General features: G+C 68.9%; 20 protein-coding genes. 8 read left to right on the top strand and 12 right to left on the bottom strand.

Going from position 1 to position 21,752, the window contains the following annotated elements; genetic code table 11:
• The first annotated feature begins 383 nt into the window (after positions 1-383).
• Positions 384-1,541, top strand: a complete 1,158-nt coding sequence (locus tag BLV57_RS35030; RefSeq protein WP_091296877.1) for a low temperature requirement protein A — start codon at positions 384-386, stop codon at positions 1,539-1,541.
• A 6-nt stretch (positions 1,542-1,547) separates the two neighbouring features.
• On the opposite strand, the gene BLV57_RS35025 is transcribed toward BLV57_RS35030, so the two are convergent.
• From BLV57_RS35025 to BLV57_RS35015, 3 genes are all read right to left on the bottom strand, one after another.
• On the bottom strand, positions 1,548-2,276 hold the full coding sequence (locus BLV57_RS35025) for an SIR2 family NAD-dependent protein deacylase (protein WP_091296741.1): 729 nt from the start codon (positions 2,274-2,276) through the stop codon (positions 1,548-1,550).
• A 10-nt stretch (positions 2,277-2,286) separates the two neighbouring features.
• Positions 2,287-3,468 (bottom strand): L,D-transpeptidase, encoded by a 1,182-nt coding sequence (locus BLV57_RS35020; RefSeq protein WP_091296738.1) that lies wholly within the window; start codon positions 3,466-3,468, stop codon positions 2,287-2,289.
• 84 nt (positions 3,469-3,552) lie between these two features.
• Positions 3,553-4,422, bottom strand: a complete 870-nt coding sequence (locus BLV57_RS35015; RefSeq protein WP_091296735.1) for a patatin-like phospholipase family protein — start codon at positions 4,420-4,422, stop codon at positions 3,553-3,555.
• A gap of 70 nt (positions 4,423-4,492) precedes the next feature.
• Here BLV57_RS35015 and BLV57_RS35010 point away from each other — a divergent pair, with 70 nt between their 5' ends.
• The 4 genes from BLV57_RS35010 to BLV57_RS34995 all read left to right on the top strand — a co-directional run bounded on the left by BLV57_RS35010 (position 4,493) and on the right by BLV57_RS34995 (position 8,985).
• Entirely contained in the window at positions 4,493-5,461 is a 969-nt protein-coding gene (locus BLV57_RS35010; protein WP_091296732.1) for a LysR family transcriptional regulator, read from the top strand.
• Between the two features lie 101 nt (positions 5,462-5,562).
• Complete coding sequence (locus BLV57_RS35005; RefSeq protein WP_091296729.1) at positions 5,563-6,138, top strand: papain-like cysteine protease family protein; 576 nt, start codon at positions 5,563-5,565, stop codon at positions 6,136-6,138.
• A 1-nt stretch (position 6,139) separates the two neighbouring features.
• Entirely contained in the window at positions 6,140-6,907 is a 768-nt protein-coding gene (locus tag BLV57_RS35000; RefSeq protein WP_091296726.1) for a hypothetical protein, read from the top strand.
• 134 nt (positions 6,908-7,041) lie between these two features.
• Entirely contained in the window at positions 7,042-8,985 is a 1,944-nt protein-coding gene (locus BLV57_RS34995; protein WP_091296724.1) for an acyl-CoA dehydrogenase family protein, read from the top strand.
• 730 nt (positions 8,986-9,715) lie between these two features.
• Here BLV57_RS34995 and lipA read toward each other — a convergent pair.
• The 3 genes from lipA to BLV57_RS34980 are packed head-to-tail and all read right to left on the bottom strand — an operon-like array spanning position 9,716 to position 12,231.
• Positions 9,716-10,717, bottom strand: coding sequence for a lipoyl synthase (gene lipA / locus BLV57_RS34990; protein WP_091296722.1), 1,002 nt, complete (start codon positions 10,715-10,717; stop codon positions 9,716-9,718).
• 37 nt (positions 10,718-10,754) lie between these two features.
• Positions 10,755-11,699, bottom strand: a complete 945-nt coding sequence (locus BLV57_RS34985) for an oxidoreductase (RefSeq protein ID WP_091296719.1) — start codon at positions 11,697-11,699, stop codon at positions 10,755-10,757.
• Positions 11,700-11,718: 19 nt separating this feature from the next.
• Entirely contained in the window at positions 11,719-12,231 is a 513-nt protein-coding gene (locus BLV57_RS34980; RefSeq protein WP_091296717.1) for a hypothetical protein, read from the bottom strand.
• A 128-nt stretch (positions 12,232-12,359) separates the two neighbouring features.
• On the opposite strand from BLV57_RS34980, the gene BLV57_RS34975 reads away from it, so the two are divergent.
• Both BLV57_RS34975 and BLV57_RS34970 read left to right on the top strand, forming a co-directional pair.
• Complete coding sequence (locus tag BLV57_RS34975) at positions 12,360-12,950, top strand: TetR/AcrR family transcriptional regulator (protein WP_091296715.1); 591 nt, start codon at positions 12,360-12,362, stop codon at positions 12,948-12,950.
• A gap of 10 nt (positions 12,951-12,960) precedes the next feature.
• On the top strand, positions 12,961-13,899 hold the full coding sequence (locus BLV57_RS34970) for an LLM class F420-dependent oxidoreductase (RefSeq protein ID WP_091296874.1): 939 nt from the start codon (positions 12,961-12,963) through the stop codon (positions 13,897-13,899).
• Positions 13,900-13,939: 40 nt separating this feature from the next.
• Here the strand turns inward: BLV57_RS34970 and BLV57_RS34965 are convergent, their stop codons facing one another.
• Positions 13,940-15,319: a hypothetical protein gene (locus tag BLV57_RS34965; RefSeq protein ID WP_143047226.1), complete on the bottom strand. Its 1,380-nt coding sequence runs from the start codon at positions 15,317-15,319 to the stop codon at positions 13,940-13,942.
• 203 nt (positions 15,320-15,522) lie between these two features.
• Here BLV57_RS34965 and BLV57_RS34960 point away from each other — a divergent pair, with 203 nt between their 5' ends.
• Positions 15,523-16,131, top strand: a complete 609-nt coding sequence (locus tag BLV57_RS34960) for a hypothetical protein (protein WP_091296709.1) — start codon at positions 15,523-15,525, stop codon at positions 16,129-16,131.
• Here BLV57_RS34960 and lipB read toward each other — a convergent pair.
• The 5 genes from lipB to lpdA all read right to left on the bottom strand — a co-directional run bounded on the left by lipB (position 16,124) and on the right by lpdA (position 21,645).
• The gene (gene lipB, locus BLV57_RS34955) at positions 16,124-16,879 is read right to left on the bottom strand and encodes a lipoyl(octanoyl) transferase LipB (protein WP_091296706.1); all 756 of its coding nucleotides are present in this window, start codon (positions 16,877-16,879) and stop codon (positions 16,124-16,126) included. The genes BLV57_RS34960 and lipB overlap by 8 nt on opposite strands.
• On the bottom strand, positions 16,876-17,490 hold the full coding sequence (locus BLV57_RS34950) for a phosphatase PAP2 family protein (protein WP_091296703.1): 615 nt from the start codon (positions 17,488-17,490) through the stop codon (positions 16,876-16,878). The genes lipB and BLV57_RS34950 overlap by 4 nt, the downstream gene beginning before the upstream one ends.
• Positions 17,487-18,356 carry a TIGR01777 family oxidoreductase gene (locus BLV57_RS34945; RefSeq protein ID WP_091296700.1) on the bottom strand — a complete coding sequence of 290 codons (870 nt, stop codon included), beginning with the start codon at positions 18,354-18,356 and terminating at the stop codon, positions 17,487-17,489. The genes BLV57_RS34950 and BLV57_RS34945 overlap by 4 nt, the downstream gene beginning before the upstream one ends.
• A 104-nt stretch (positions 18,357-18,460) precedes the next feature.
• Positions 18,461-20,218, bottom strand: coding sequence for a 2-oxoglutarate dehydrogenase, E2 component, dihydrolipoamide succinyltransferase (sucB, locus tag BLV57_RS34940; protein WP_091296697.1), 1,758 nt, complete (start codon positions 20,216-20,218; stop codon positions 18,461-18,463).
• Between the two features lie 53 nt (positions 20,219-20,271).
• Positions 20,272-21,645, bottom strand: coding sequence for a dihydrolipoyl dehydrogenase (gene lpdA, locus BLV57_RS34935; protein ID WP_091296695.1), 1,374 nt, complete (start codon positions 21,643-21,645; stop codon positions 20,272-20,274).
• Positions 21,646-21,752: the final 107 nt, after the last annotated feature.

The following is a 21,752-nucleotide window of genomic DNA, read 5'->3' as shown; positions in this document are numbered from 1 at the left end:
TGATATATCATACTCCATCTGGGTGACGAGAGATCTGAGGAGCTAGCGCTACTTAGAGCAACCGGGTACATCTTATGGAGCCTTCGTCGAGTGCTACCACTACCCAAAGTGGCGACCTGGCAGGGTGACCCGGGGATGGGGTCGCCCGCCGGATCGTGACGACCCGTGCCCGGTCGCGTTGGGCATCGGAGTCACCTCTCAACCGAAGCACGGTCGGCGTCCGCGGGGGACCGTTCGGCCGGCTTGGGAGTGCCCACGGGTGATTCGGCGCGGGCGTGGGCCCGGGCGAGGGGGAACCGGGCCCACCTTGAGCATTACGGCGGAATTCGTGCTGGGATGTCCGGGTGACCGAGCACTCCGCCGCCCGCGCCTGGTACCGGCCGATGGTGTCCCGCTCCAGCGACGAGGGCCACCGCGCCTCGACCCCGCTCGAGCTGCTGTTCGACCTGTGTTTCGTCGTCGCGGTCGCGCAGGCCGCCGCGTCGCTGCACCACGCGCTCACCGAGAACCATTTCGGCAGCGGCATCCTCAGCTTCCTCATGGTGTTCTTCGCGATCTGGTGGGGCTGGCTCAATTTCAGCTGGTTCGCCTCGGCGTTCGACACCGACGACGTCGCCTACCGGCTGGCGACCATGGTCCAGATCGCGGGTGGCCTGACGGTCGCCGCCGGCGTGACGCGGGCGTTCGACACCGGCGACTACACGGTGATCGTGATCGGCTACGTGCTGATGCGCCTCGCGATGGTCAGCCAGTGGCTGCGCGCGGCCGTCACCGACCCGCCGTGCCGCACGACGGCGCTGCGCTACGCGGGCGGGATCGCGCTCGTCCAGATCCTCTGGATCGCGCGGCTCGCGCTGCCGGATTCGGTGCTGCTGCCCAGTTTCTTCCTGCTCGTGCTGCTGGAGTTCGCGGTGCCCGCGGTCGCGGAACGCACGGGCCGCACGAGCTGGCACCCCGCGCACATCGCCGAGCGATACGGCCTGTTCACGATCATCGTCCTCGGCGAGACGATCCTGGCCGCCACGATGGCGATCAAGGAGGGCATCGCGGCCGGTGAGCACACCGCGGCGCTGGCGGTGCTCGCCGCGGCGGCACTGGTGCTGGTCTTCTCGTTGTGGTGGCTGTATTTCGACCAGCCCGGTCACGCGCGCCTGATGCGCAGCACGACCATGCGCACCTCGCTCAGCTGGGGCTACGGCCACTACCTGATCTTCGCCTCGGCGGCGGCGGTCGGCGCGGGCCTGGAGGTCGCGGTCGACTACGACACCCACGCGACCCATCTCGGACCGGTCATGGCCGCGCTGCCGACCACGGTCCCGGTGGCGATCTACCTGCTCAGCGTCTGGCTGCTGCATATCGGCCCTACCAACGAATGCCGCCCGATCGCGATCGGCTACCCGGTGACGGCGGTCTTGGTGCTCGCGGCCTCGTTCACGCCCGCGCCGATCCACCTCACGGCATTGCTGGCGGCGGCCATGGTCGCGGTGACCGTGATCGCCCGCCACGGCGACAGCAAGACGCTCGGCGAGCCCGGGATTTAGCGGGCTTTATCCCACCAGCGTGGGTAAGGCCTCGCTGAGCGGCTCGCGCACGATCGCCGCGGCGAAGCCGTCGTAGGGCGTCTCCGAGGCGTTGCAGATGATGATTTTGGCGCCGTGTGACGCGGCGAGGCCGACCAGGCCTGCCGCGGGTTGCACGGCCAGTGACGTCCCGGCTGCGATGAGGAGATCGCAGGCGCGGGCCTCGTACTTGGCCGTGTCGAAGATCGCGCGGTCCAGCGACTGGCCGAACGAGATCGTCGCCGACTTCAGGATCCCGCCGCAGACCAGGCACGGCGGGTCCGTCTCGCCCGCGCGGACGCGGTCGAGAGCCTCGCGCATGTCGCGGCGGTCGGCGCAGGCCAGGCAGACCGACTCGAACATCGTCCCGTGCAGCTCGATCACGACCGAGGAGCCCGCCTTCTGGTGCAGGCGGTCGATGTTCTGCGTGATGATCGCCCGCAGCCGCCCAGTGCGCTCCAGGCCGGCGAGCGCGTGGTGGGCGGCGTTCGGCTCGGCCGACCAGCCGGGGTGGACGAGCCTGGCCTGCCACGTCTGCTCGCGGACCTCGCGGCTCGTGCTGTAGGCCCGCAGATTGGACATCTTCTCGGCGCCCGGGTTCTTGGTCCAGAGACCGTTGGGGCCGCGGAAGTCGGGGATGCCCGAGTCCGTCGAGATCCCGGCGCCGGTCAGCACCACGATCCGGCCGGCGCCTGCGACGAGCTCTCGGGCATCCACCCGTCCAGTATTACTTGATGGCGCTCCCGGCCTTCCACTGCTCCCAGGTCGGTGACCAGTCGCCGTAGAGGTCCCAGACCGGCAGCGGCTTGCCGCCGGAGTTGGTCACCTCGACGACGTCGCCGAGGCCGAGGTTCTGGTAGAACCACTGCGCGTTGGCGCCGTTGAGGTTGATGCAGCCGTGCGAGACATTCGAGCTGCCCTGCGCGCCGACGCTGTTCGGGTTCTCGTGGACGAACTCGCCGTCGTTCGAGATGCGCTGGGACCAGTTCTCGTTCGACTTGTAGTAACCCGGCTGGCCCTGGCAGACGCCGTAGGTGCACGAGTCCATCGTGTAGTGCTCGTGCTTGTCGGAAATGACGTGCGCGCCGAGGTGGGTCGGGGTGGAGTCCTTGCCGAGTGAGATGGGCATCGACTTGACCATCTCGCCGTTGTGGAAGATCTGCATCTGCTCGGTGTTGCCGTCGGCCTTGGCGATCCAGGAATCGTGCACCTTGTACGTTTCCACGCGATCTTCCGCGCCGAACACGCCGTTGCCGAAATCGACGCCGTAAATCTTCGCGGTCACCTTCAGTGTGGTGCCGGCCTGCCAGTATTCCTTCGGGCGGTAATGGGCGCTGTTGTCGATCCAGTACCAGCCGCCCTCTTGCTTCGGCGTGGATTCGACCGAGAGCTGCTTTTCCACCTCGGCCTTGTTCTTGACCGGCACCTTGAAGTCGAACACGATCGGCTGGCCGACGCCGACCCCGTTGTCCTTGACCGACGCGGGCGCCGGGATGAGGTTCGCGTTCGCCTGCTGCTTGGGCGAGATCGTGGTCAGCTGGCTCTGCTGCTCGACCGGCTTGCCGTCGGCGCCGGTCGCGTGCGCGAGCACCTTGTACGTGCTGCCGTACCCGAGTGGTTCGGTGGTGGCCCAGGAAAGCCCGTCGGCGGCGAGCTCACCCTTGACGGCCTTGCCCTTGGCGGCGTTGGTGACCGTGACATCGCTCAGCTTGCCGTTGGTCACCTTGACGGTGATCGGCGTCGCCGGGTTGACGTTCTGGCCCGCGGCGGGCTCGATGCTCACCGAGACGCCGGGCGCCGCCTGCTTGCCGCCTTCGGACGGCGCGGCGGCGTTGTCGCCGGAACTGCACGCGGACAGCGCCAGCCCCGCGATCAGCAAAGCGGAAAGTAAAGTCTTCTTGGGAAACATGTGGTCTCTTCTTGTGAGATACCTGGACGTCTTCTGCTTTCAAAACTACGCGATAGCCAAGACGTCCATTCCCGCGGAAGGTTGCTACGTGACCAGGCCCGGCGCGCCGTATAGGCCTGGGCCATTGATGACGATCTGGTCCAGAAATGTCCTGGCTGACTGATATGCCTGCTCCGACAATTCCTCCGTATGGCTGAAATCGAGCGGGCTGAGCCGGATCGGGGCCGGGCCTGGGAGATACACCACAGGCACCGACGCCGCCGCGACCGGTGCTTCGAGCACCGCCTGGTTGCGCATGCTGATCATCGCGGTGAACATCATCACCTCGGCGAACGTCTGCGGCCTGCTCGGCAGTTGCCCGGGGAAGGCGCAGTCGAGCACCACCAGCGAGCGGGCGCCCATGGCCAACGCCTGGCGCATCGGCACATTGGCGACCAGCCCGCCGTCATAGAGCAGCCTGCCGTCGTGCTCGACCGGCGGGTAGATGCCCGGGATGGCCGCGCTCGCCAGCAGCGCGGGCTTGAGCGGGCCGGACCGGATGAGCACGGGTTCGGCGGTCTCGACGTCCGTCACCACCACGCCGAGCGGCATCTTGGCGTCGTCGAAACCGCTGCCCTCGCCGAGATGTTCGTCGATGATCGCGGCCAGCCCGGTGTTGGGGAACAGGTGCGTCTTCGTGTGCCGCAGCGTCCTGACCTGGCTCAGCACCCCGCCGGGGAACGCCTCGTGCCGGGTCATCTGCGACCAGATCTTGCGCAGCCGCTCGGTCGAGTCGGCGGCGTCCCCGGTCGCCAGCACGGCGGCGTTGAGCGAGCCGACGGAGGTGCCGACGGCCAGGTCCGGCTTGATCCCGGTCTCGTCGAGCGCGCGCAGCATCCCGACCTGCATGGAGCCGAGGCTGCCGCCCCCGCCGAGCACGAAACCGACCGGACCGGGTAGGTGGGGCGCTGCCATGCGGCCGAATGTAACGGGCCCCGACTTTCGCAGGTCGTTTTGCCCCCGAAAAGGGGGATAACCTCACTGAATGGCTGAGCTGGAGCTGCGCCATCTGCGCGCCGTCCGCGCCGTGGCGGAAACCGGCAGCGTGAGCAAGGCGTCCACCGTGCTGGGCATCAGTCAGCCGGCGCTGACCGCTCAGCTCAAGCGGATCGAGCGGATACTCGGCGGCGAGCTGTTCGAGCGCAGCGCGCAGGGCTCGCGCCCGACGGCGCTCGGCGGATTCGTGCTGAACCGGGCCGACGCGCTGCTCGCCGACATGCGCTCACTGGTCGTTTCCGCGCGCAAGCACGGCGAAGGCGGGATACCGACCACGCTGCGTGTCGGCTACGTCCCGCTGCTGATCATCGGGAGCCTCATCGAGCAGCTGCGCACGCGGCTGGTCGAGGTCGACGTCCAGACCTGGGCGGAACCGGCCGCGCTGATGCTGCTCAAGCTGCTTTCGACGGGCCGTGTCGACTGCGCGCTCGTCGAGAAGTTCGACGGCACGGAGGCCCATCACTACGACGGACTGGTGGTGCGCCCGCTCGCCACCGAGCCGATCTTCGCCGGGATCGCCGAGGGGCACCCGGCCATCAAGGACGGGCAGGTCGCACTCGAAGAACTCGCCGACGTCGACTGGGTTTTGCCGCCACCGCACGAAAACGCGGTGCGCGTGCGGTTCCAGGCGGCGTGCGCGGCCGCGGGATTCGTGCCGCGGATCCGGCACTACACCTCGGAGGCGGGCACCGCGGGCACGCTGATCGCGCAGGGCGCGGTGTGCCTGGCGCAAGCCGCCTCCGCGCCGCCACCGGGACTGGTCGCGGTGCCGTTCAAGGGTGATCCGCTCTGGACGACGCTGCTGTTCGCGATGCGCGACGACAAGGCGTTGCTGCCGATGCTGGACGAGGTGTTCCAGTGCGCGATGACGGCTTATCGGGCGTCCATTGACCGGAATCCACACTTCGCCAAGTGGTGTAAGGATCACCCGCACGCGTTAGCAGAAGCGTCACTTTAAGTCAGATAACCCGCCCATAAGGTGGGTGTTATCCCCGATGGGATTACTGCTCCGTTCGTTTGCAGGCGAGTCTCGACAAGACCGACTGCAAAGGAGCAGAAATGCGGTTCAGACACTCCAGGATGGCGGGCGCGGTCATCGCGGGCCTGCTGTCACTCGGGCTGTTCGCGCCACCGGCCAACGCCGGTGTCGAAGCGGCCGTCACGGTGCCGATCTCCCAGCTCGTCCAGGAGCAGAACCAATGGTGCTGGGCGGCCAGCGGGCTCACCATCGCCCGCTCGCTCGGCTACGGCGCGAACACCAGCCAGAACACCTTCTGCGCTTACTCGCGTGGTTACCAGCCCGGCACCCCGTGCCCGAACCAGGCGGGCCAGCTCAGCTGGGTCCAGCGCGGCTACCAGGCGCTCGGCCTGCGGCCGGGCACCGTGACGCAGGCGCTGAGCTTCACCTCGGTCCGCACCGAGATCGACGCCAAGCGCCCGATCGAGACCGGCATCTACTGGACGGCAGGCGGCGGGCACGCGCAGGTCATCTACGGCTACGACTCGACGACGCAGCAGCTCTACTACGGCGACCCGTGGCCGTCGAGCCAGCGCTACAGCGCGATGTCCTACAACTCGTATGTCCGCAATGGACAGTTCCAGTGGGCACAGTCGCTCTACCGGATCGGGGCGTGACATGAGGAAGATCGCATTCTTTGGCGCGCTCGCCGCCCTGCTCGCGCTCGGCGCGGGCACCGCTTCGGCGTCGGCCGACGGTTATGGTGTCGGCGGTGTTTCCGACGCGGACATCGCCGCGGCCCGGCAGGTCGCCGCTTCGCCTGACACGCAAGCGAAACTGTCGAAGTTCTTCGTGCAGCTCGACCGCCGTTCGGGACTCGCGGTGCAGGCCGAGTCGGCCAAGGCTCCGCAGGTGACCGGCCAGCCGCTGCGCGTGTTCTCGCTGACGCCGGAGTTCGTCACCGGCCAGAGCACCGAACCCGCCGGGTTCGCTTACCTCGCGGTGAAGACCCGCGCGGCGAGCGGCCAGGAGGCCACCGTGTGGCTGACCCGTGACGGCCGTCAGGGCTGGGAAGCCTCCAACCTGACCACCGGCACCGAAGAGGTCACCTACCCGGCACAGGGCGGCACGGTGTTCACCGAGCCGCAGATCAACGCCTGGTACCGCGTGGACAAGGGACAGGTCGTGCCGTTGAACGACCCCGCTCGCGCCCAGGTTGGCCAGGGCATGAGCGTGGCCGCTTACCAGCGGCTCGTGCACCAGCAGTATGCCGACAAGCTGCCCGGGTCCGCCTATGTCCAGCAGGGCAAGCTGGGCGGTTTCACCCCGGGCGCGTCCCCGACCGGTGACGGCTCCAGCGCGCCGGTCTGGCCGTACGCGCTGATGGGCGCCGGTGTCGCACTGGTGGTGATCGGCTGGTCGGTGCGGCGGGTCTCCTCCCGCTGACCGGACCCGGCCTGCCGAGGAGTGGTGACCGGGCGAGCGCGGATTTCGCCCGGTCACCGCTTTTCATTTCCGCTACCGAGGGGTAACACTGATGAGTAACGCTCGTCACACCCCCCTTCGGCAAGGAGGCCGCCGTGGTCGACCAGGTGAAAGTGACCGAGAAGGAAGCCAGGGCTTTCGCCGAGGAGGCGCGGGAGACGGGCTGGTCCAAGCCCTCCTTCGCCAAGGAGCTGTACCTCGGCCGCTTCCGGCTCGACCTGGTCCACCCGCACCCCCGGCCGACGGCCGAAGCCGATGCGAAGGCCGCGAAGTTCCTCGAAGCACTACGCGCGTACTGCTCGACGATCGACGGCAGGGTCATCGAACGCGAGTCGAAGATCCCCGACGAGTACGTCAAAGGCCTGGCCGAGCTGGGGTGTTTCGGGATCAAGATCCCCGAGGAGTACGGCGGCCTCGGGCTCACGCAGGTCGCGTACAACCAGGCGTTGATGCTGGTCGGCTCGGTGCATTCGACGCTCGGCGTGCTGCTGTCCGCGCACCAGTCGATCGGCGTGCCCGAGCCGTTGAAGCTCGCCGGGACGCCTGAGCAGAAGGCGGAATTCCTGCCCCGGTGCGCGGCGGGCGCGGTCAGCTCGTTCCTGCTCACCGAGCCCGACGTCGGCTCGGACCCGGCGCGGCTCGCGTCGACCGCGACGCCCACCGAGGACGGCGAGGCGTACCTGCTCAACGGCGTGAAACTGTGGACGACCAACGGCGTGGTGTCCGAGCTGCTGGTCGTGATGGCGCGGGTGCCCAAGTCCGAGGGCCGCAAGGGCGGCGTGACGGCGTTCATCGTCGAAGCGGATTCGCCGGGCATCACGGTGGAGAAGCGCAACGCGTTCATGGGCCTGCGTGGCATCGAGAACGGCGTCACCCGGTTCCACGACGTCCGCGTGCCGAAGGCGAACGTGGTCGGCGGCGAGGGCAAGGGCCTGAAGATCGCGCTGGCTACGTTGAACACCGGGCGCCTGTCCATCCCGGCGATGTGCGCCGGCGCGGGCAAGTGGGCGATGAAGATCGCGCGCGAATGGTCGTCCGAGCGGGTGCAGTGGGGCCTGCCGGTCGGCAAGCACGGCGCGGTGGCGGAGAAGATCTCGTTCATCACCGCGACGACGTTCGCCTTGGAAGCGGTGCTGGACCTGTCGGCGCACATGAGCGACGAGGGCCGCAACGACATTCGGATCGAAGCCGCGCTGGCGAAGCTCTGGGCGAGCGAGATGGCGTGCCTGATCGCGGACGAGCTGATGCAGATCCGCGGCGGCCGCGGTTACGAGACCGCGGAATCCCTTGCGGCGCGCGGAGAACGCGCTGTCCCCGTCGAGCAGCTCGTGCGGGACCTGCGGATCAACCGGATCTTCGAGGGCTCGTCGGAGATCATGCGGCTGCTCATCGCGCGCGAGGCCGTCGACGCGCACCTGTCGGCCGCCGGCGCGCTGGCCGACCCGGACTCCGACACCAAGGCGAAGGCGAAAGCCGCGGCCAAGGCGAGCGGTTTCTACGCGAAGTGGCTGCCGCAGCTGGTGACCGGCAAGGGCCAGGTGCCGACGGCGTTCAGCGAATTCGGCGCGCTGGCCTCGGAACTGCGCTACGTCGAACGGTCCGCGCGCAAGCTGGCGCGCTCGACGTTCTACGGCATGGCGCGCTGGCAAGCGGGTCTCGAGAAGCACCAAGGCTTCCTGGGCCGCGTGGTCGACATCGGCGCCGAGCTGTTCGCGATGTCGGCGGCCTGCGTGCGCGCGGAGATGCTGCGCGCCGACGACGAAGCCCAGGGCAAGGCGGCGTACGAACTCGCGTCGGTCTTCTGCGCCCAAGCCCGCCTGCGCGTCGAAAAGCTCTTCGATGCCTTGTGGGACAACACGGACGCCCTCGACACCAAGCTGGCCGCCGACGTACTGAGCGGGCGTCACGTCTGGCTCGAAGAGGGCGTGCTGGACCCGAGCGAAGGCACGGGCCCGTGGATCTCCCGCTGGGAACCCGGCGCCTCGACCGACGAAAACGTCGCCCGCCGCTACATCCCCTCCACCCGCAAGACCCCCTGACCCCGGGAGAAGCCCGAAAGCCACTTTCGTCAGGTCTATTGGGAGGAGAGCCAAACGTGGCTTGCTCCGGGCTGGGCTTGCCTGGCCGAGGCCGGTGTGGCGCGGCCTTGGGTGCGCTGTGAAGTGAGGGGGCCGTTGGGTGCTTATTTGGGCGGAAAGCCAAACGTGGCGCGTCTGGGTGTGTCGTGCGCGTTGCGGGCGGTCCTAACCGCCCGCAACGCGCACGAGCACTTCGCGTCCCTCACCCACGCCCGGAAAACCCGCGCGAGTGGTAACTCTGCTCCGCTAGATGCAGCAGAGTTACCACTCGCGCAAACCACGCCGCCCGCCTGTGGCCGATCGCGCAGTGAGGGGACCCCTGAGTGCTTACTACGCACTCAACGGCCCCCTCACTTCACAAGGCGCCCAAGGTCGGGCGACCCAGCGAACTTGGCCGAAGAAGCCCACGCCGACCGGGCCAGAACACACCACCTTTGCCTTCCCCTCAAAGAGAAACGCCCGCAACGCTCACGACCCCAGCCCGACAAGTCAAGCAAGTTGACTGAGGGGGATTTGAGGCGTTGAACGACCCATTTCCTCCTCAGTCAACCGGCCTGACCTTGCCGACAGGTGATCAGCCGCAGCGAACGGACGAATCTGGCCGCACAACGTCCAGATTCGTCCCTTCGCGAAGATCGACTCAGCGCCAGTTTGGCTTTCCTGCCGATAACCGTCCGAAACCGGGCCTTGGTCAGCGGGCGAGGAGGGAGCTGGCCTCCTGGGCCGCGGGGCCCTGGGCGGCCAGGTGGGCGAGGTTCTCGGGGAGGTCCTCGCCGCGGTGCTGCTTGGTCTGGGCGTAGAGGCGGCCCGCGCGGTACGAGGAGCGGACCAGCGGGCCCGCCATGACGCCCGCGAATCCCATGGCCTCGGCGGCCTTCGAGTGCTCGACGAACTCCTCCGGCTTGACCCACCGGTCGACCGGGTGATGCCGCGGCGACGGCCGCAGATACTGCGTGATCGTCAAGATCTCGCACCCCGCGTCCACCAGGTCCCGCATCGCCGGAGCGACCTCATCGGGAGTCTCGCCCATGCCCAGGATCAGGTTGGACTTTGTCACCAAGCCTGCTTCGCGGGCGGCCGTGATGACCGAGAGCGAGCGGGCGTAGCGGAAGCCGGGGCGGATGCGCTTGAAGATCCGCGGCACCGTCTCGACGTTGTGCGCGAGCACCTCGGGCCGCGACGAGAAGACCTCGGCCAGCTGCGCGGGGTCGGCGTTGAAGTCCGGGATCAGCAGCTCGACACCGGTGCCCGGGTTCAGCTCGTGGATCTGCCGGACGGTCTCCGCGTACAGCCACGCGCCGCCGTCAGCGAGGTCGTCGCGGGCGACGCCGGTGACCGTCGAATACCGCAGGCCCATCGCCTGGACGGACTCGGCGACCTTGCGCGGCTCGGTGCGGTCCAGCTCAGCGGGCTTGCCCGTGTCGATCTGGCAGAAGTCGCAGCGCCGGGTGCACTGGTCGCCGCCGATCAGGAAGGTGGCTTCACGGTCTTCCCAGCATTCGTAGATGTTGGGACAGCCGGCTTCTTCACAGACGGTGTGGAGGCCTTCGCGGCGCACCAGGCCTTTGAGTTCGGTGAACTCGGGGCCCATGCGTGCCTTGGTCTTGATCCACGGCGGCTTCTTCTCGATCGGCGTCTCACTGTTGCGGACTTCGAGACGCAGCAGCTTGCGGCCTTCAGGTGCGGCACTCACGGGGTCAACAGTACGCCCGTGAGCCGCCGCACCCTGATCACGCGGGGTCGGGAGTGATGCCGGTCAACTTCGCGGTCACGTCCCACAGCGCCGAGCCGCTCGCTTCGTCACGGGCGGGCCCCAGCGTGGCCACCTTGACCGGGTTTCCGCGCATGCCGCCGACGCCCGATGGCCCGTAGTAGTCGCCGCCCTGGACGGCCGGGTCGGTCGCCGCGCGGAGCTGGGGGAGCGTGCCAGCCTGGGTGCCCTGGGCGAGCACGAGCTCGCCGAGCTTGTTGCCCAGGCCGATGACGGTGCGCAGCACGGGGTTCGAGTACGAGTTGGCCATGCCGGAGCCCAGGCCGGTCGAGGTGTAGCCGGGGTGGGCGGCGACGCTGATCACGGCCTCGCCTGCCGCGCGCAGGCGGCGGTCCAGCTCGATCGCGAAGATCTGGTTCGCCAGCTTGGACTGCCCGTACGCCGACGCCGGGTTGTAGCGGCGGTGCTCGAAGTTCGGATCCTCGGCGTCGAAGCGGCCGGTGTTCGCGGCGATGCTCGACAGCGTCACGACGCGGGACTTGCCCGCGCCGCGGAGCGCGGGCATGAGCAGCCAGGTCAGTGCCGCGTGGCCGAGGTGGTTGATGCCGAACTGGGTCTCGAAGCCGTCTTTGGTGTGTCCCTTGGGCGTCGCCATCATGCCCGCGTTGTTGATGAGCACGTCCAGCTTGTCGCCGGTGTGCTCGCGGACGATCGTCGCCGCGTCGCGCACGGACGACAGGTCGGCCAGGTCGAGCCGGACCAGCTCGGGCTTGGCGCCGGTCGCGGCCGCTTCGACCTTCGCGAGCGCCTGCTCGCCGCGCTGCGGGGAGCGGCACGCCAGCAGCACGTGCGCGCCCTTGCCCGCGAGCACCTGCGCGCTGCGCAGGCCGAGGCCCGAGTTCGCGCCGGTGATCAGCACGGTCCGGCCGGTCTGGTCGGGGATGTCCTGCTCGGTCCACGTCATAGGAAGTACCTAACCGTCCTCACGCACTGGGCGCCAGCATGCGCAGGAGGTGTCCGACAGGTCCGCGGCGGCGTTCCCGGCGAACGGGACCGTTGCGCAGCAGCGCGCCGAACGCGGAGCCGACCCGGCGGATCTCGGCGGGCGGCTCGCCGGGGTCGGCCAGACCGGCCGTGACCACCAGCATCTTCCGCTCGGCGTCGTGCGCGGCCTGCAGCATCGGGTGCGCGTCGAGGTTCGCCTCGAGCACCGCGTGCAGGGTCGCGTGCTCGGTGACGGCCTTGCGCCACGCGCGGGCGACCGCGTCGACCTGGTCGGTGTCGGGCGCCTCGTCCGGGTCGGCCAGCTCGGCGCGGAGGTAGCCGCTCAGCAGCTGGTTCCAGCGGTACTGGAGCGCGAGCAGCAGGTTCTGGCGGGTGCCGAACAGCTCGGCGGCACCGGGGATCTCGTCGAACGGCAGCGCGGGGCTCCTCCGCGCTTGCCGGATCACGGCGTCGAGCACGTCACGCCGCTGATAGAAGTCGTTCCAGCTCATGGTGGTCCCCTTCCGTGTCCCGTCGGCATACCGCGGGTGTGCGGCATACTCTCGGTACGGACCTGACACGCCCAACATACCATGAGTATGGTCGGCGAATAGGGCGTAAGCTCGTGACCGTGGCGACAATGCGGTCCAGGCGGCTCGACTATTCCGAGTCCACTCGTTCGGCGCTGGTGAACAGCGCCGTTGAACTGTTCACGAAGCGTGGCTATGCCGGCACTTCGCTGGACGAGATCGCCAAGCGCGCCCGGGTCACCAAAGGTGCGCTGTATCACCATTTCAGCGGAAAGCAGGCGCTTTTCGAGGCGGCGTTCGATTCCGTGGAGAGCGCGGTTTACGGCCGCCTGGAAAAGATAATCAACGGCACGGACGCGCCGTGGGAGCGCGCGCTGAACGCGTTGAACGGATTCATCAAAAGCTGCCTCGATCCGGAATACCAGCGCATCGCCATTCACGAGGCCCCGGTGGTCATGGGCTGGGAACGCTGGCGTGAGGCCGAGGACCGGTGCAGTTTCGGCCTGGTCCGGGACACCCTGAAGGCGCTCATCGAAGCGGGCGAGGTCGACGACGTGCCGGTAGAGATCACCGCGCGCCTGCTGTTCGGCGCGCTGTCGAGCGCCGCGATCGAGATCGCCAGCTCCGCCGACCCGAAGAAGGTCGGCGCCGAGATCGAGGCCCTGATCGTGCAACTGCTGGGGCGCCTGCGCCGCCAGTAGGGTGGGCTTCGTGGACTTGCGAATCTTCACCGAGCCCCAGCAAGGGGCCAGCTACGACGACCAGGTGCGCTTGGCGAAGGCGGCCGAGGCCGCCGGGTACAGCGCCTTCTTCCGAAGCGACCACATCATGCGGATGGGGGACTCCAGCGGTCTGCCCGGCCCGACCGACGCGTGGATCACCCTCGCCGGGATCGCCCGCGAGACCAGCACCATCCGGCTCGGCACCCTGGTCACCGCCGCGACGTTCCGGCACCCGTCGATGCTCGCGATCTCCGTCGCGCAGGTCGACCGGATGTCCGGCGGCCGCGTCGACTTCGGCCTCGGCTCCGGCTGGTACGCCGACGAGCACACGGCGTACGGCCTCGACCTGCCGCCGCTGAAGAAGCGCTTCGACATCTACGCCGAGCAGCTCGCGATCCTCACCGGCCTGTGGGAGACCCCGGAGGGTGAGACGTTCTCGTTCGACGGCGAGCACTACAAGCTCGTCGACGCGCCCGCGCTGCCGAAGCCGGCGCAGAGCCCGCGCCCGCCGATCGTGCTCGGCGGCGGTGGCAAGAAGCGCACCCCGGAGCTGGCCGCTCGCTACGCGGACGAGTTCAACATCCCGTTCTCGCCGCGCTCGTTCGCCGTCGAGCAGTTCGCGCGCGTGGACACGGCGGCCGAGGCCGCGGGCCGCGATCCCAAGTCGATCATCCACTCGGCCGCGCTGGTGCTGGCCGTAGGCCGCGACGAGGCCGAGCTGGAGCGACGCGCGAAGGCCATCGGCCGCGAAGTCTCGGAGCTCCGTCAGAACGGCCTCGCGGGCACCGTCGCCGAAGCCGTCGACACGATCGGCAAGTGGCGCGAGGAAACCGGCGTCACCCGGCTCTACCTGCAGGTACTGGACATGACCGACCTGGACCACATCGAGCTGGTGGCCTCCGAGGTCGCGCCCCAGCTGGCTCAGTGAGGTCGTGAGTGTTCCGGCCGGTTCTAACCGGCCGGAACACTCACGAGCCCAGGATGTCGCGGACGAAGGCGGTCCGGCTGACCAGGGATTCCTTGCTCATCAAGCGGAACACGGGCTTGCGGGCGTCGCGGTCGCGCCTGCTCGCGATCTCGAGGTTGTCGAGCACGTCCTCGATCCGGTACTCCCTGGTCTGGAAGAAGCCGGTCGCCTTCTCGAAGCGCGTCGGCCAGTCGAGGTCCAGCCGCAGCTTGACCTCCAGCACCGCGCCGAGCGGGCGGTTGGCGAACCGCTCCGGGTTGGTGAGCAGTTCGCGCAACGCCCACGCGGTGCCGGGGCCGTGGATGCCGCCGCAGATCACCGCCCGGTAGCGGCCGTCGGCGCACCACGGGTTGCGTGCCATGGTGACCACCGCGAAGTCGTTCGAACCGTAGGTGAACTGCGCGTGGTGTTCCTGGTCGGCCGGGTCGAGGATGCCGAGGCTGCGGAACTTGTTCATCATCGCCTTGGCGGTCGACCCGTCGAGCACCGTCTGCGCGAGCGCCTCGGCGCCGGCGATGAGCTGGCGCTCGTCCTCGTCGAGTGTGGTCATGCCGTCGCCGTGGTGCGAGCGCCGGAGCAGGTCGCCGAAGACCGACGCGAACCGCTCGTCCTGCATGCGGTCGTCCGCGCGCAGGCACTCGTCCCGCGCGACGACGTCCTCGTCGATGCGGAACGAGAAAATCGCGTCATCCTTGTTGAGTATCCGGGCGCCCCAGTTGGCCGCCGGGCTGCCGATGATGAGGAGGTTGCTCTTCGCCACCTCCGGCATGGATTCCAGGTAATCCTGCGGCATCCGGACGAGCAGCTTGTCCGAGCGGATCACCGTGTGGTCCATATGGCCGCCGAGCAGGTTGATGGACATCGCGTCGGTCGCCGAGCCCGAGTAGATGAGACAGTCGGCCGCGCTCTTCGCGCGCGATTCCCTGCGGTCGCCCAGAATCACGGTCAGCGGGTCGTTGCCGGGGAAGTCGGCCAGCGACCGCAGCGGCCCGTCGGGCCCGCGCCGGGTGTCCCGGTGCCGGTCGGGGTTTTCCAACAGCCGCAACGCGTCCGACAACAAGGCGGACGGCGCGGTCGCGTCCGTCGACGACTTCGCGCTCGTCCAGGCGACGAGCCATTCGGCGAACTCCTCGGCGTCGGGTTCGCGGTCGGTCAGCGGGCCGTGCAGGATCTCGTACAGCTCGACGAGCACGCTGACCGCGGGGATGTTGCGGCCCATCTCGAAGGTGCTGAGCTGCTGCGGAGTGCGTTCCGGGGTGAACTGCCGCGCCAGCCACTGCTGCGTCGGCTTGCTGCCGTCGATCGGCCTGGCCCGCTCACGGGCCTCGCGGATCCGGTGCCCCAGCTTCAGTGCTTCCAAGGTCGGTTGCTGCGCGCTCAAGGTCCGCCCCCTCCAGCTCAACCAAATTCATGAGCGTACGCCCGAATTAACCGTGTTGTGCAACAGTTCGCGCACACGCATCCCCGCGCGCGAATGATCTCGGAGTGTGGAAGGAGGTGCGTGCGCATCCGTGAGTGCTATCGCGGGCCTTGAGACACACACTGGAACGTGAGACAGCGCTGTCCAACCGCAGGGAGGCGGTCATGAGCCTGCAGTCCGAACAGTCCATCGGTGTGGTGCTCCCCGCGGACGAAGGCATCAGGTACCGGCTGGGGTTCACCGTCGACGTCGTCGCCTACACCGGCCGCACCATCGACACGCAGCGGCAGATCCAGGATCGGCTGTTCAGCATCCTGCACCGGTTCGTCGCCGCGGCCGGCATCACGCACGAGCAGGTGAACTTCCAGCCCAACGGCGACGGCTACCACTACTTCCTGCCGGACTCGGACATGTACACCGCGGTGCGGCACCTGCTGTCCACCCTGCCCAGGCTGCTCATCGAGGACAACGCCGCGCACGACGAGCGGATCCGGCTCAGGATGGCGGTCGATGTCGGCACGGTCGGCTCCGGCCCGCTCGGCTTCACCGCCGACGCGGTCGTCCGGTTCAGCAGGCTGGTCGACAGCCTGCCGATCCGGGCCGCGGTCGTCGAGCACTGCGACGCCGACCTGATGGCGATCGTGTCCGAGACGCTCTTCCAGGATGTCGTCGCGCGGTTCAGCGACCTCGCCGCGCTGCCGTTCACGCGGGTGAACGTGGAGGTGAAGGGCTACCAGGCTCCGGCGTACCTGCTGGTCTGCGGCCTCAGCTGACGCAGGAGGCGGCGTCTTCCGGGGACTGCAGCGCGAAGGTGATCCCGGGCGCGGTCGGCGCGGCCGCGCGGGCCAGCGTCCGGTCGGTCACCTCGAGGTCGCCGTCCAAGGCGGCGAGCACGGCGTCGCGGGTGAGCGGCAGCGCCTCCTCGACCGTGACCTCGCGCTGGAGTTCCCACGACAGCGAGGTGACGCCCGCGTCGCGGATGCCGCAGGGGACGATCTTGTCGAAGGCGGCGAGGTCGGCGTTGCAGTTGAGCTCGAAGCCGTGCATGGTGACGCCGCGCTGGACGCGGATGCCGATCGCGGCGATCTTGCGCTCGGGACCGCGCTCGTCGGCGGCGATCCAGACCCCGCTGCGGCCCTCGACACGGCCGGTGGTCACGCCGAACTTCTCGCAGACCACGATCAGCGCCTCTTCGAGACGGCGGACGTAGTGCACGACGTCGATCGGGTCGGCGAGCTTGATGATCGGGTAGCCGACCAGCTGGCCGGGGCCGTGCCAGGTGATCTTGCCGCCGCGGTCGACGTCGATGACCGGGGTGCCGTCGGTGGGGCGGTCCTCGGCCTCGGTGCGCTTGCCCGCCGTGTACACCGACGGGTGCTCAAGCAGGAGCATCGTGTCGGGTGCTTCGCCGTCGGCGCGCGCGGTGACGTGCTGACGCTGCAGCTCCCAGGCTTCCAGGTAGTCGATGGTGCCGATCGGGCGGACGTCGACGGGTGCGGTGGCGGCGCGGCAAGAACTCACTCTTGCGAGGTTACGCCTTCGCCGGGCAGCAGCCGAAGCGCGGCCGCCGCGAGCAATCCCACACCCAGCACCCCCAGCACCGCGCCCACCGTGTCGGTGAACCAGTGCACCCCGAGGATGATCCGGAACACCGCGCTCAGCACCGTCGCGGCCGCGAACAGCACGACGATCCGCCTGATCAAATGCGGCGCGACGGCCACGCACAGCAGCACGGCCACGAACCCGGTGCTCGCCACCGAGCCCACGTGCCCGCTCGGGTAGCTCAGGTCGGGGTACTCACGCGGCCTGGCCCTGTCGAACATCGGTTTGACGATGGTGGACGTGTATCCGGTCAGCGCCAGCACGCCCAGCAGCTTCGGGTAGAGCGGGTCGCGTTTGCGCAGGCCCTGCACGATCAGCCCGAGCGCGAACGCGTACGGCAGGATCGGCCCGAACAGGTCGGTGAGCCAGGAGACCACCTTGCCGACCGGGCGGTCGTACTCGCCGTGCAGTGCGTTGGCGATCGCCGAGTCGAGCGTGGTCGGGTGCACCGCGACGAACATCCCGAGCGCGATGAAGGCGCCGAGCAGCACCAGCCCCATGACGAACCAGCGGGTGCGCGTGATCGTCATAGCGCGGCGGCCAATGCGCTCTCCACGTCGTTGTGGCGGAACGTGAAACCGGCTTCTTCGAGCACGCGAGGCATGGCCCGCTGCCCGAACAACGCCATCTCCTCGGCGGCCTGGCCGAGCACGAGCTTCATCGCGATGCCCGGCACCCACCACGGCGCCGGCCGGTGCAGCACCCGCCCGAACGCCCGGGTGAACTCGGCGTTCGGCACCGGCTTGGGCCCGCACACGTTCACCGGGCCGTAGAGCTCTTCGTTCTCCAGCAAGAAGACCATCGCGGACACGTGGTCCTCCAGCGCGATCCACGGCATGTACTGCCTGCCGTCGCCGAGCCGCCCGCCGAGCGCGAGCTTGAACAGCGGCTTCAACGGCCCGAGCAGGCCGCCGCCCGGCGCGAGCACCAGGCCGGTGCGCAAGGTCACCACGCGCGCGTCCGGGTCGGCCGCGCGTTCCCACGCGGTGCACAGCCCGGCCAGGAAACCCTTGCCCTGCGTGGTTTCCTCGTCGACGACCGTGTCGCCGGTGTCACCGTAGAAGCCGACGGCGGAGGCGTTGAGCAGCGTCGGCACGCCGTGTTCGGTGATGGCTTCGGCGAGCACTTCGGTCGGCTCCACACGGCTGTCGAGCAGGACCTGCTTGCGCGCGGCGCTCCAGCGCTCAGGGAACAGGGGCGCGCCACAGAAATTGACGACGGCGTCAACGCCGTCGAAAGCGCCTTCAGCGATGCGTGCCGCAGGGGGATCCCAGCTGAACTCGGTGTCGTCGCGGGATTCCCGCCGCACCAGCGTCCGCACGTCGTGCGTGCCCTTGAGCCGCTCGATCAGCGCCTGTCCCAGCAACCCGCTCGCACCCGCGATCAGCACCCGCATACCCCGATCCTGGTCCCTTCCGGTGCGCACCGCACCTTCGGGTCCCAGGACGTGATAAAGCCCGCTTTATCCCGGGGGATAAAGCGGGCTTTATCTCAGTTGACTCAGAGACCGAGCTCGGACTCGAAGTTGCCTTCCTCGAGACGCTGCTTGATCGTCGTGACGAAACGGCCCGCGTCGGCGCCGTCGACCAGGCGGTGGTCGTAGGTCAGCGGCAGGAACACCATCGAGCGGACGGCGATCGTGTCGTTGCCGTCGGCGTCGGCGATGACCACCGGGCGCTTGACGACCGCGCCGGTGCCGAGCATGCCCGACTGCGGCTGGACGATGATCGGCGTGTCGAACAGGGCGCCGTTGCTGCCGATGTTCGTGATGGTGAAGGTGCCACCCGACAGCTCGTCCGGCTTGATCTGGCCGGACCGCGCGCGGCCCGCCAGGTCGGCGATGCGGTGCGCCAGCCCGGCGAGGCTCAGTTCGCCGGCGTCGTGGATGACGACCGAGAGCAGGCCCTTGTCGGTGTCGACCGCGATACCCAGGTGCACGGCACCGTGGTACGTGATCTCCTTCGTCTCCTCGTTGTAGGAGGCGTTGACGTTCGGGTGCTGCTTGAGCGCCTCGACCGTGGCCTTCGCGAAGAACGGCAGGAACGTCAGGTTGACGCCCTCGCGCTCCTTGAAGGCCGCCTTCGCCCGCTGGCGGAGCTTGGCGATCTTGGTCACGTCCACCTCGTGGACCTGCGTGAGCTGCGCCGAGATCTGCAGCGACTCGCGGGTCTTCGTGGCGGTGATCTGCCGGATCCGGCTGGCCTTCTGCACGGTGCCGCGCAGCGCGGCGATCTCCGGGCGGACGGCTGCGGGAGCCTTCGGCGCCGCGGCCGCGGGAGCTGCCGCGGGTGCGGCGGCCGCCGGGGCGGCCGCGGGTGCCGGAGCTGCCTTGGCGGCTTCCTTCTGCTTGGCCTCGGCGGCGGCGAGCACGTCCTGCTTGCGGATCCGGCCACCGACACCACTGCCCGTCAGCGACGAGAGGTCGATGTCGTGCTCCGAGGCCAGCTTGCGGACCAGCGGCGTCACGTACGGGCCGTCGGCGCTGTTCGACTCGGCCTCGGCCTTCGGCGCCGGAGCGGCGGCGGGCGCCGGAGCAGGAGCCGGGGCGGGCTTCGGCGCCGGTGCGGCGGCGACGGGCTCCGGCTTCGGCTCGGGCTTGGGTTCCGGCTTGGGCTCGGGCTTCGGTTCCGGCTTGGGCTCCGGAGCCGCGACCGCGCCTGCGTCACCGATGACGGCGAGCACGCCGCCGACCTCGACGGTCTCGTCCTCCTGCGCGCGGATGGCGAGCACGGTGCCCGCGACCGGCGAGGGGACCTCGGTGTCGACCTTGTCGGTGGAGATCTCGAGCAGCGGCTCGTCGACCTCGACCGTGTCGCCGACCGACTTCAGCCAGCGGGTGACGGTGCCCTCGGTGACGCTCTCGCCGAGCTCCGGCAGGGTCACCGGGGTGCCCTGCGCGTTGCCCGAAGGCGCGGCGGCGGGTGCCGCTTCCTGAGCCGGGGCGGCCGCCGCGGGCTCCGGCTCGGGCTGGGCGGCGGGCTCCTCGGCGGGCGCGGGCGCCGACGCCTCGACGCCGCCGGTGCCGTCATCGATGATCGCGAGCACGCCGCCGACCTCGACGGTCTCGTCTTCCTGGGCGCTGATCTTCACGACCTTGCCGGCGACCGGGGACGGGACCTCGGTGTCGACCTTGTCGGTCGAGATCTCCAGTAGCGGCTCGTCGACCTCGACGGAGTCGCCCTCCTGCTTCAACCACCGAGTGACAGTGCCCTCGGTGACGCTCTCCCCGAGCTCCGGCAGTGTGACGGAGTAGGCCATCGTTCGCTGACTCCCTTGAAAGTTTCTGGTGTGGTCTGGGTTTTCTTAAGACGTCAGCTGTGCACGTGGAGCGGCTTGCCCGCGAGGGCAAGGAATGCTTCGCCGAGGGCCTCGGTCTGGGTGGGGTGGGCGTGGATGAGCGGGGCGACGTCCTCCGGGAAGGCCTCCCAGCTGTAGATGAGCTGCGCTTCACCGATCAGCTCGCCGACGCGGTCGCCGACCATGTGCACGCCGACGACGGGGCCGTCCGGCGCCTTGATCAGCTTGACGCCGCCCGAGGTCTTGAGGATCTGGCTCTTGCCGTTGCCGCCGAGGTCGTAGGTGAAGGTGGTCACCTCCGCGCCGTACTTGTCCTTGGCCTGCGACTCGGTCAGCCCGACCGAAGCGACCTCCGGGTGGGAGTAGGTGACACGCGGGATGCCCGCCTCGTCGATCACGCGCGGCTCGAGGCCCGCGATCTCCTCGGCGACGAAGATGCCCTGCTGGAAGCCGCGGTGCGCGAGCTGCAGGCCGGGCACGATGTCGCCGACGGCGTAGACGTTCGGCAGGTTGGTCCGCAGGCGCTCGTCGGTGATCACGAAGCCGCGGTCGATGGTGACGCCCGCTTCCTCGTAGCCGTGGCCCGCGGAGTTGGGGCCGCGGCCGACGGCGACGAGCAGCAGGTCGGCCTCGAGGGTCTCGCCGGACTCCAGCGAGACGGCGACACCGTTGTCGTCCTGCTTGACGCCGGTGAACCGGACGCCGGTCTTGAAGGCGATCTTGCGGCGGCGGAACGCGCGCTCGAGCTGCTTCGAGATGTACTCGTCCTCGTTGGGGACGAGCCGAGGCAGCGCCTCGACGATCGTCACCTCGACGCCGAAGGACGCCCAGACGCTGGCGAACTCGACGCCGATGACGCCGCCGCCGAGCACGACGACCTTCTTGGGCACGAAGTCGAGCGCGAGCGCCTGCTCGCTGGCGATCACGCGACCGCCGAGCTCGAGGCCGGGCAGCGTGCGCGAGTACGAGCCGGTGGCGAGGATGACGTTCTTGCCGGTGTAGCGGGTGCCGTCGACCTCGACGGTGGTGCCGCCCGCGAAGGTGCCGGTGCCCTCGACCAGCTGCACCTTGTGCGCCTTGGCCAGGCCCTGCAGGCCCTTGTAGAGCCGGGCGATGATCGAGTCCTTGTACTTGTTGACCCCGGCGATGTCGATGCCCTCGAAGACCGCCTTCACACCGACGGATTCGGCTTCACGGGTCTCGTCGGCAACCTCGGCCGCGTGCAACAGTGCTTTGGTGGGGATGCAGCCTCGGTGGAGGCACGTCCCGCCCAGCTTGTCCTTCTCGATCAGGATGACGGAAAGGCCCAGCTCGGCCGCGCGGAACGCCGCGGCATAGCCGCCCGATCCGCCACCAAGGATCACAAGGTCGGCGGAGGTGTCGGTCACGGTGAAAACTCCTCGGCAAGCATCGGGGGTGAAGCTTCTACGATCGCGCGCACGCGATCTTCGCGCGCGCGGACGTACGCCATCTTGTCACTACGTCCGCCAATGGT

This window comes from Amycolatopsis xylanica, from assembly GCF_900107045.1.
GTDB classification, from domain to species: Bacteria; Actinomycetota; Actinomycetes; order Mycobacteriales; family Pseudonocardiaceae; genus Amycolatopsis; species Amycolatopsis xylanica.
Note: the sequence above shows the minus strand (reverse complement) of the source record. Positions and strands in the feature narration are given on the sequence as shown.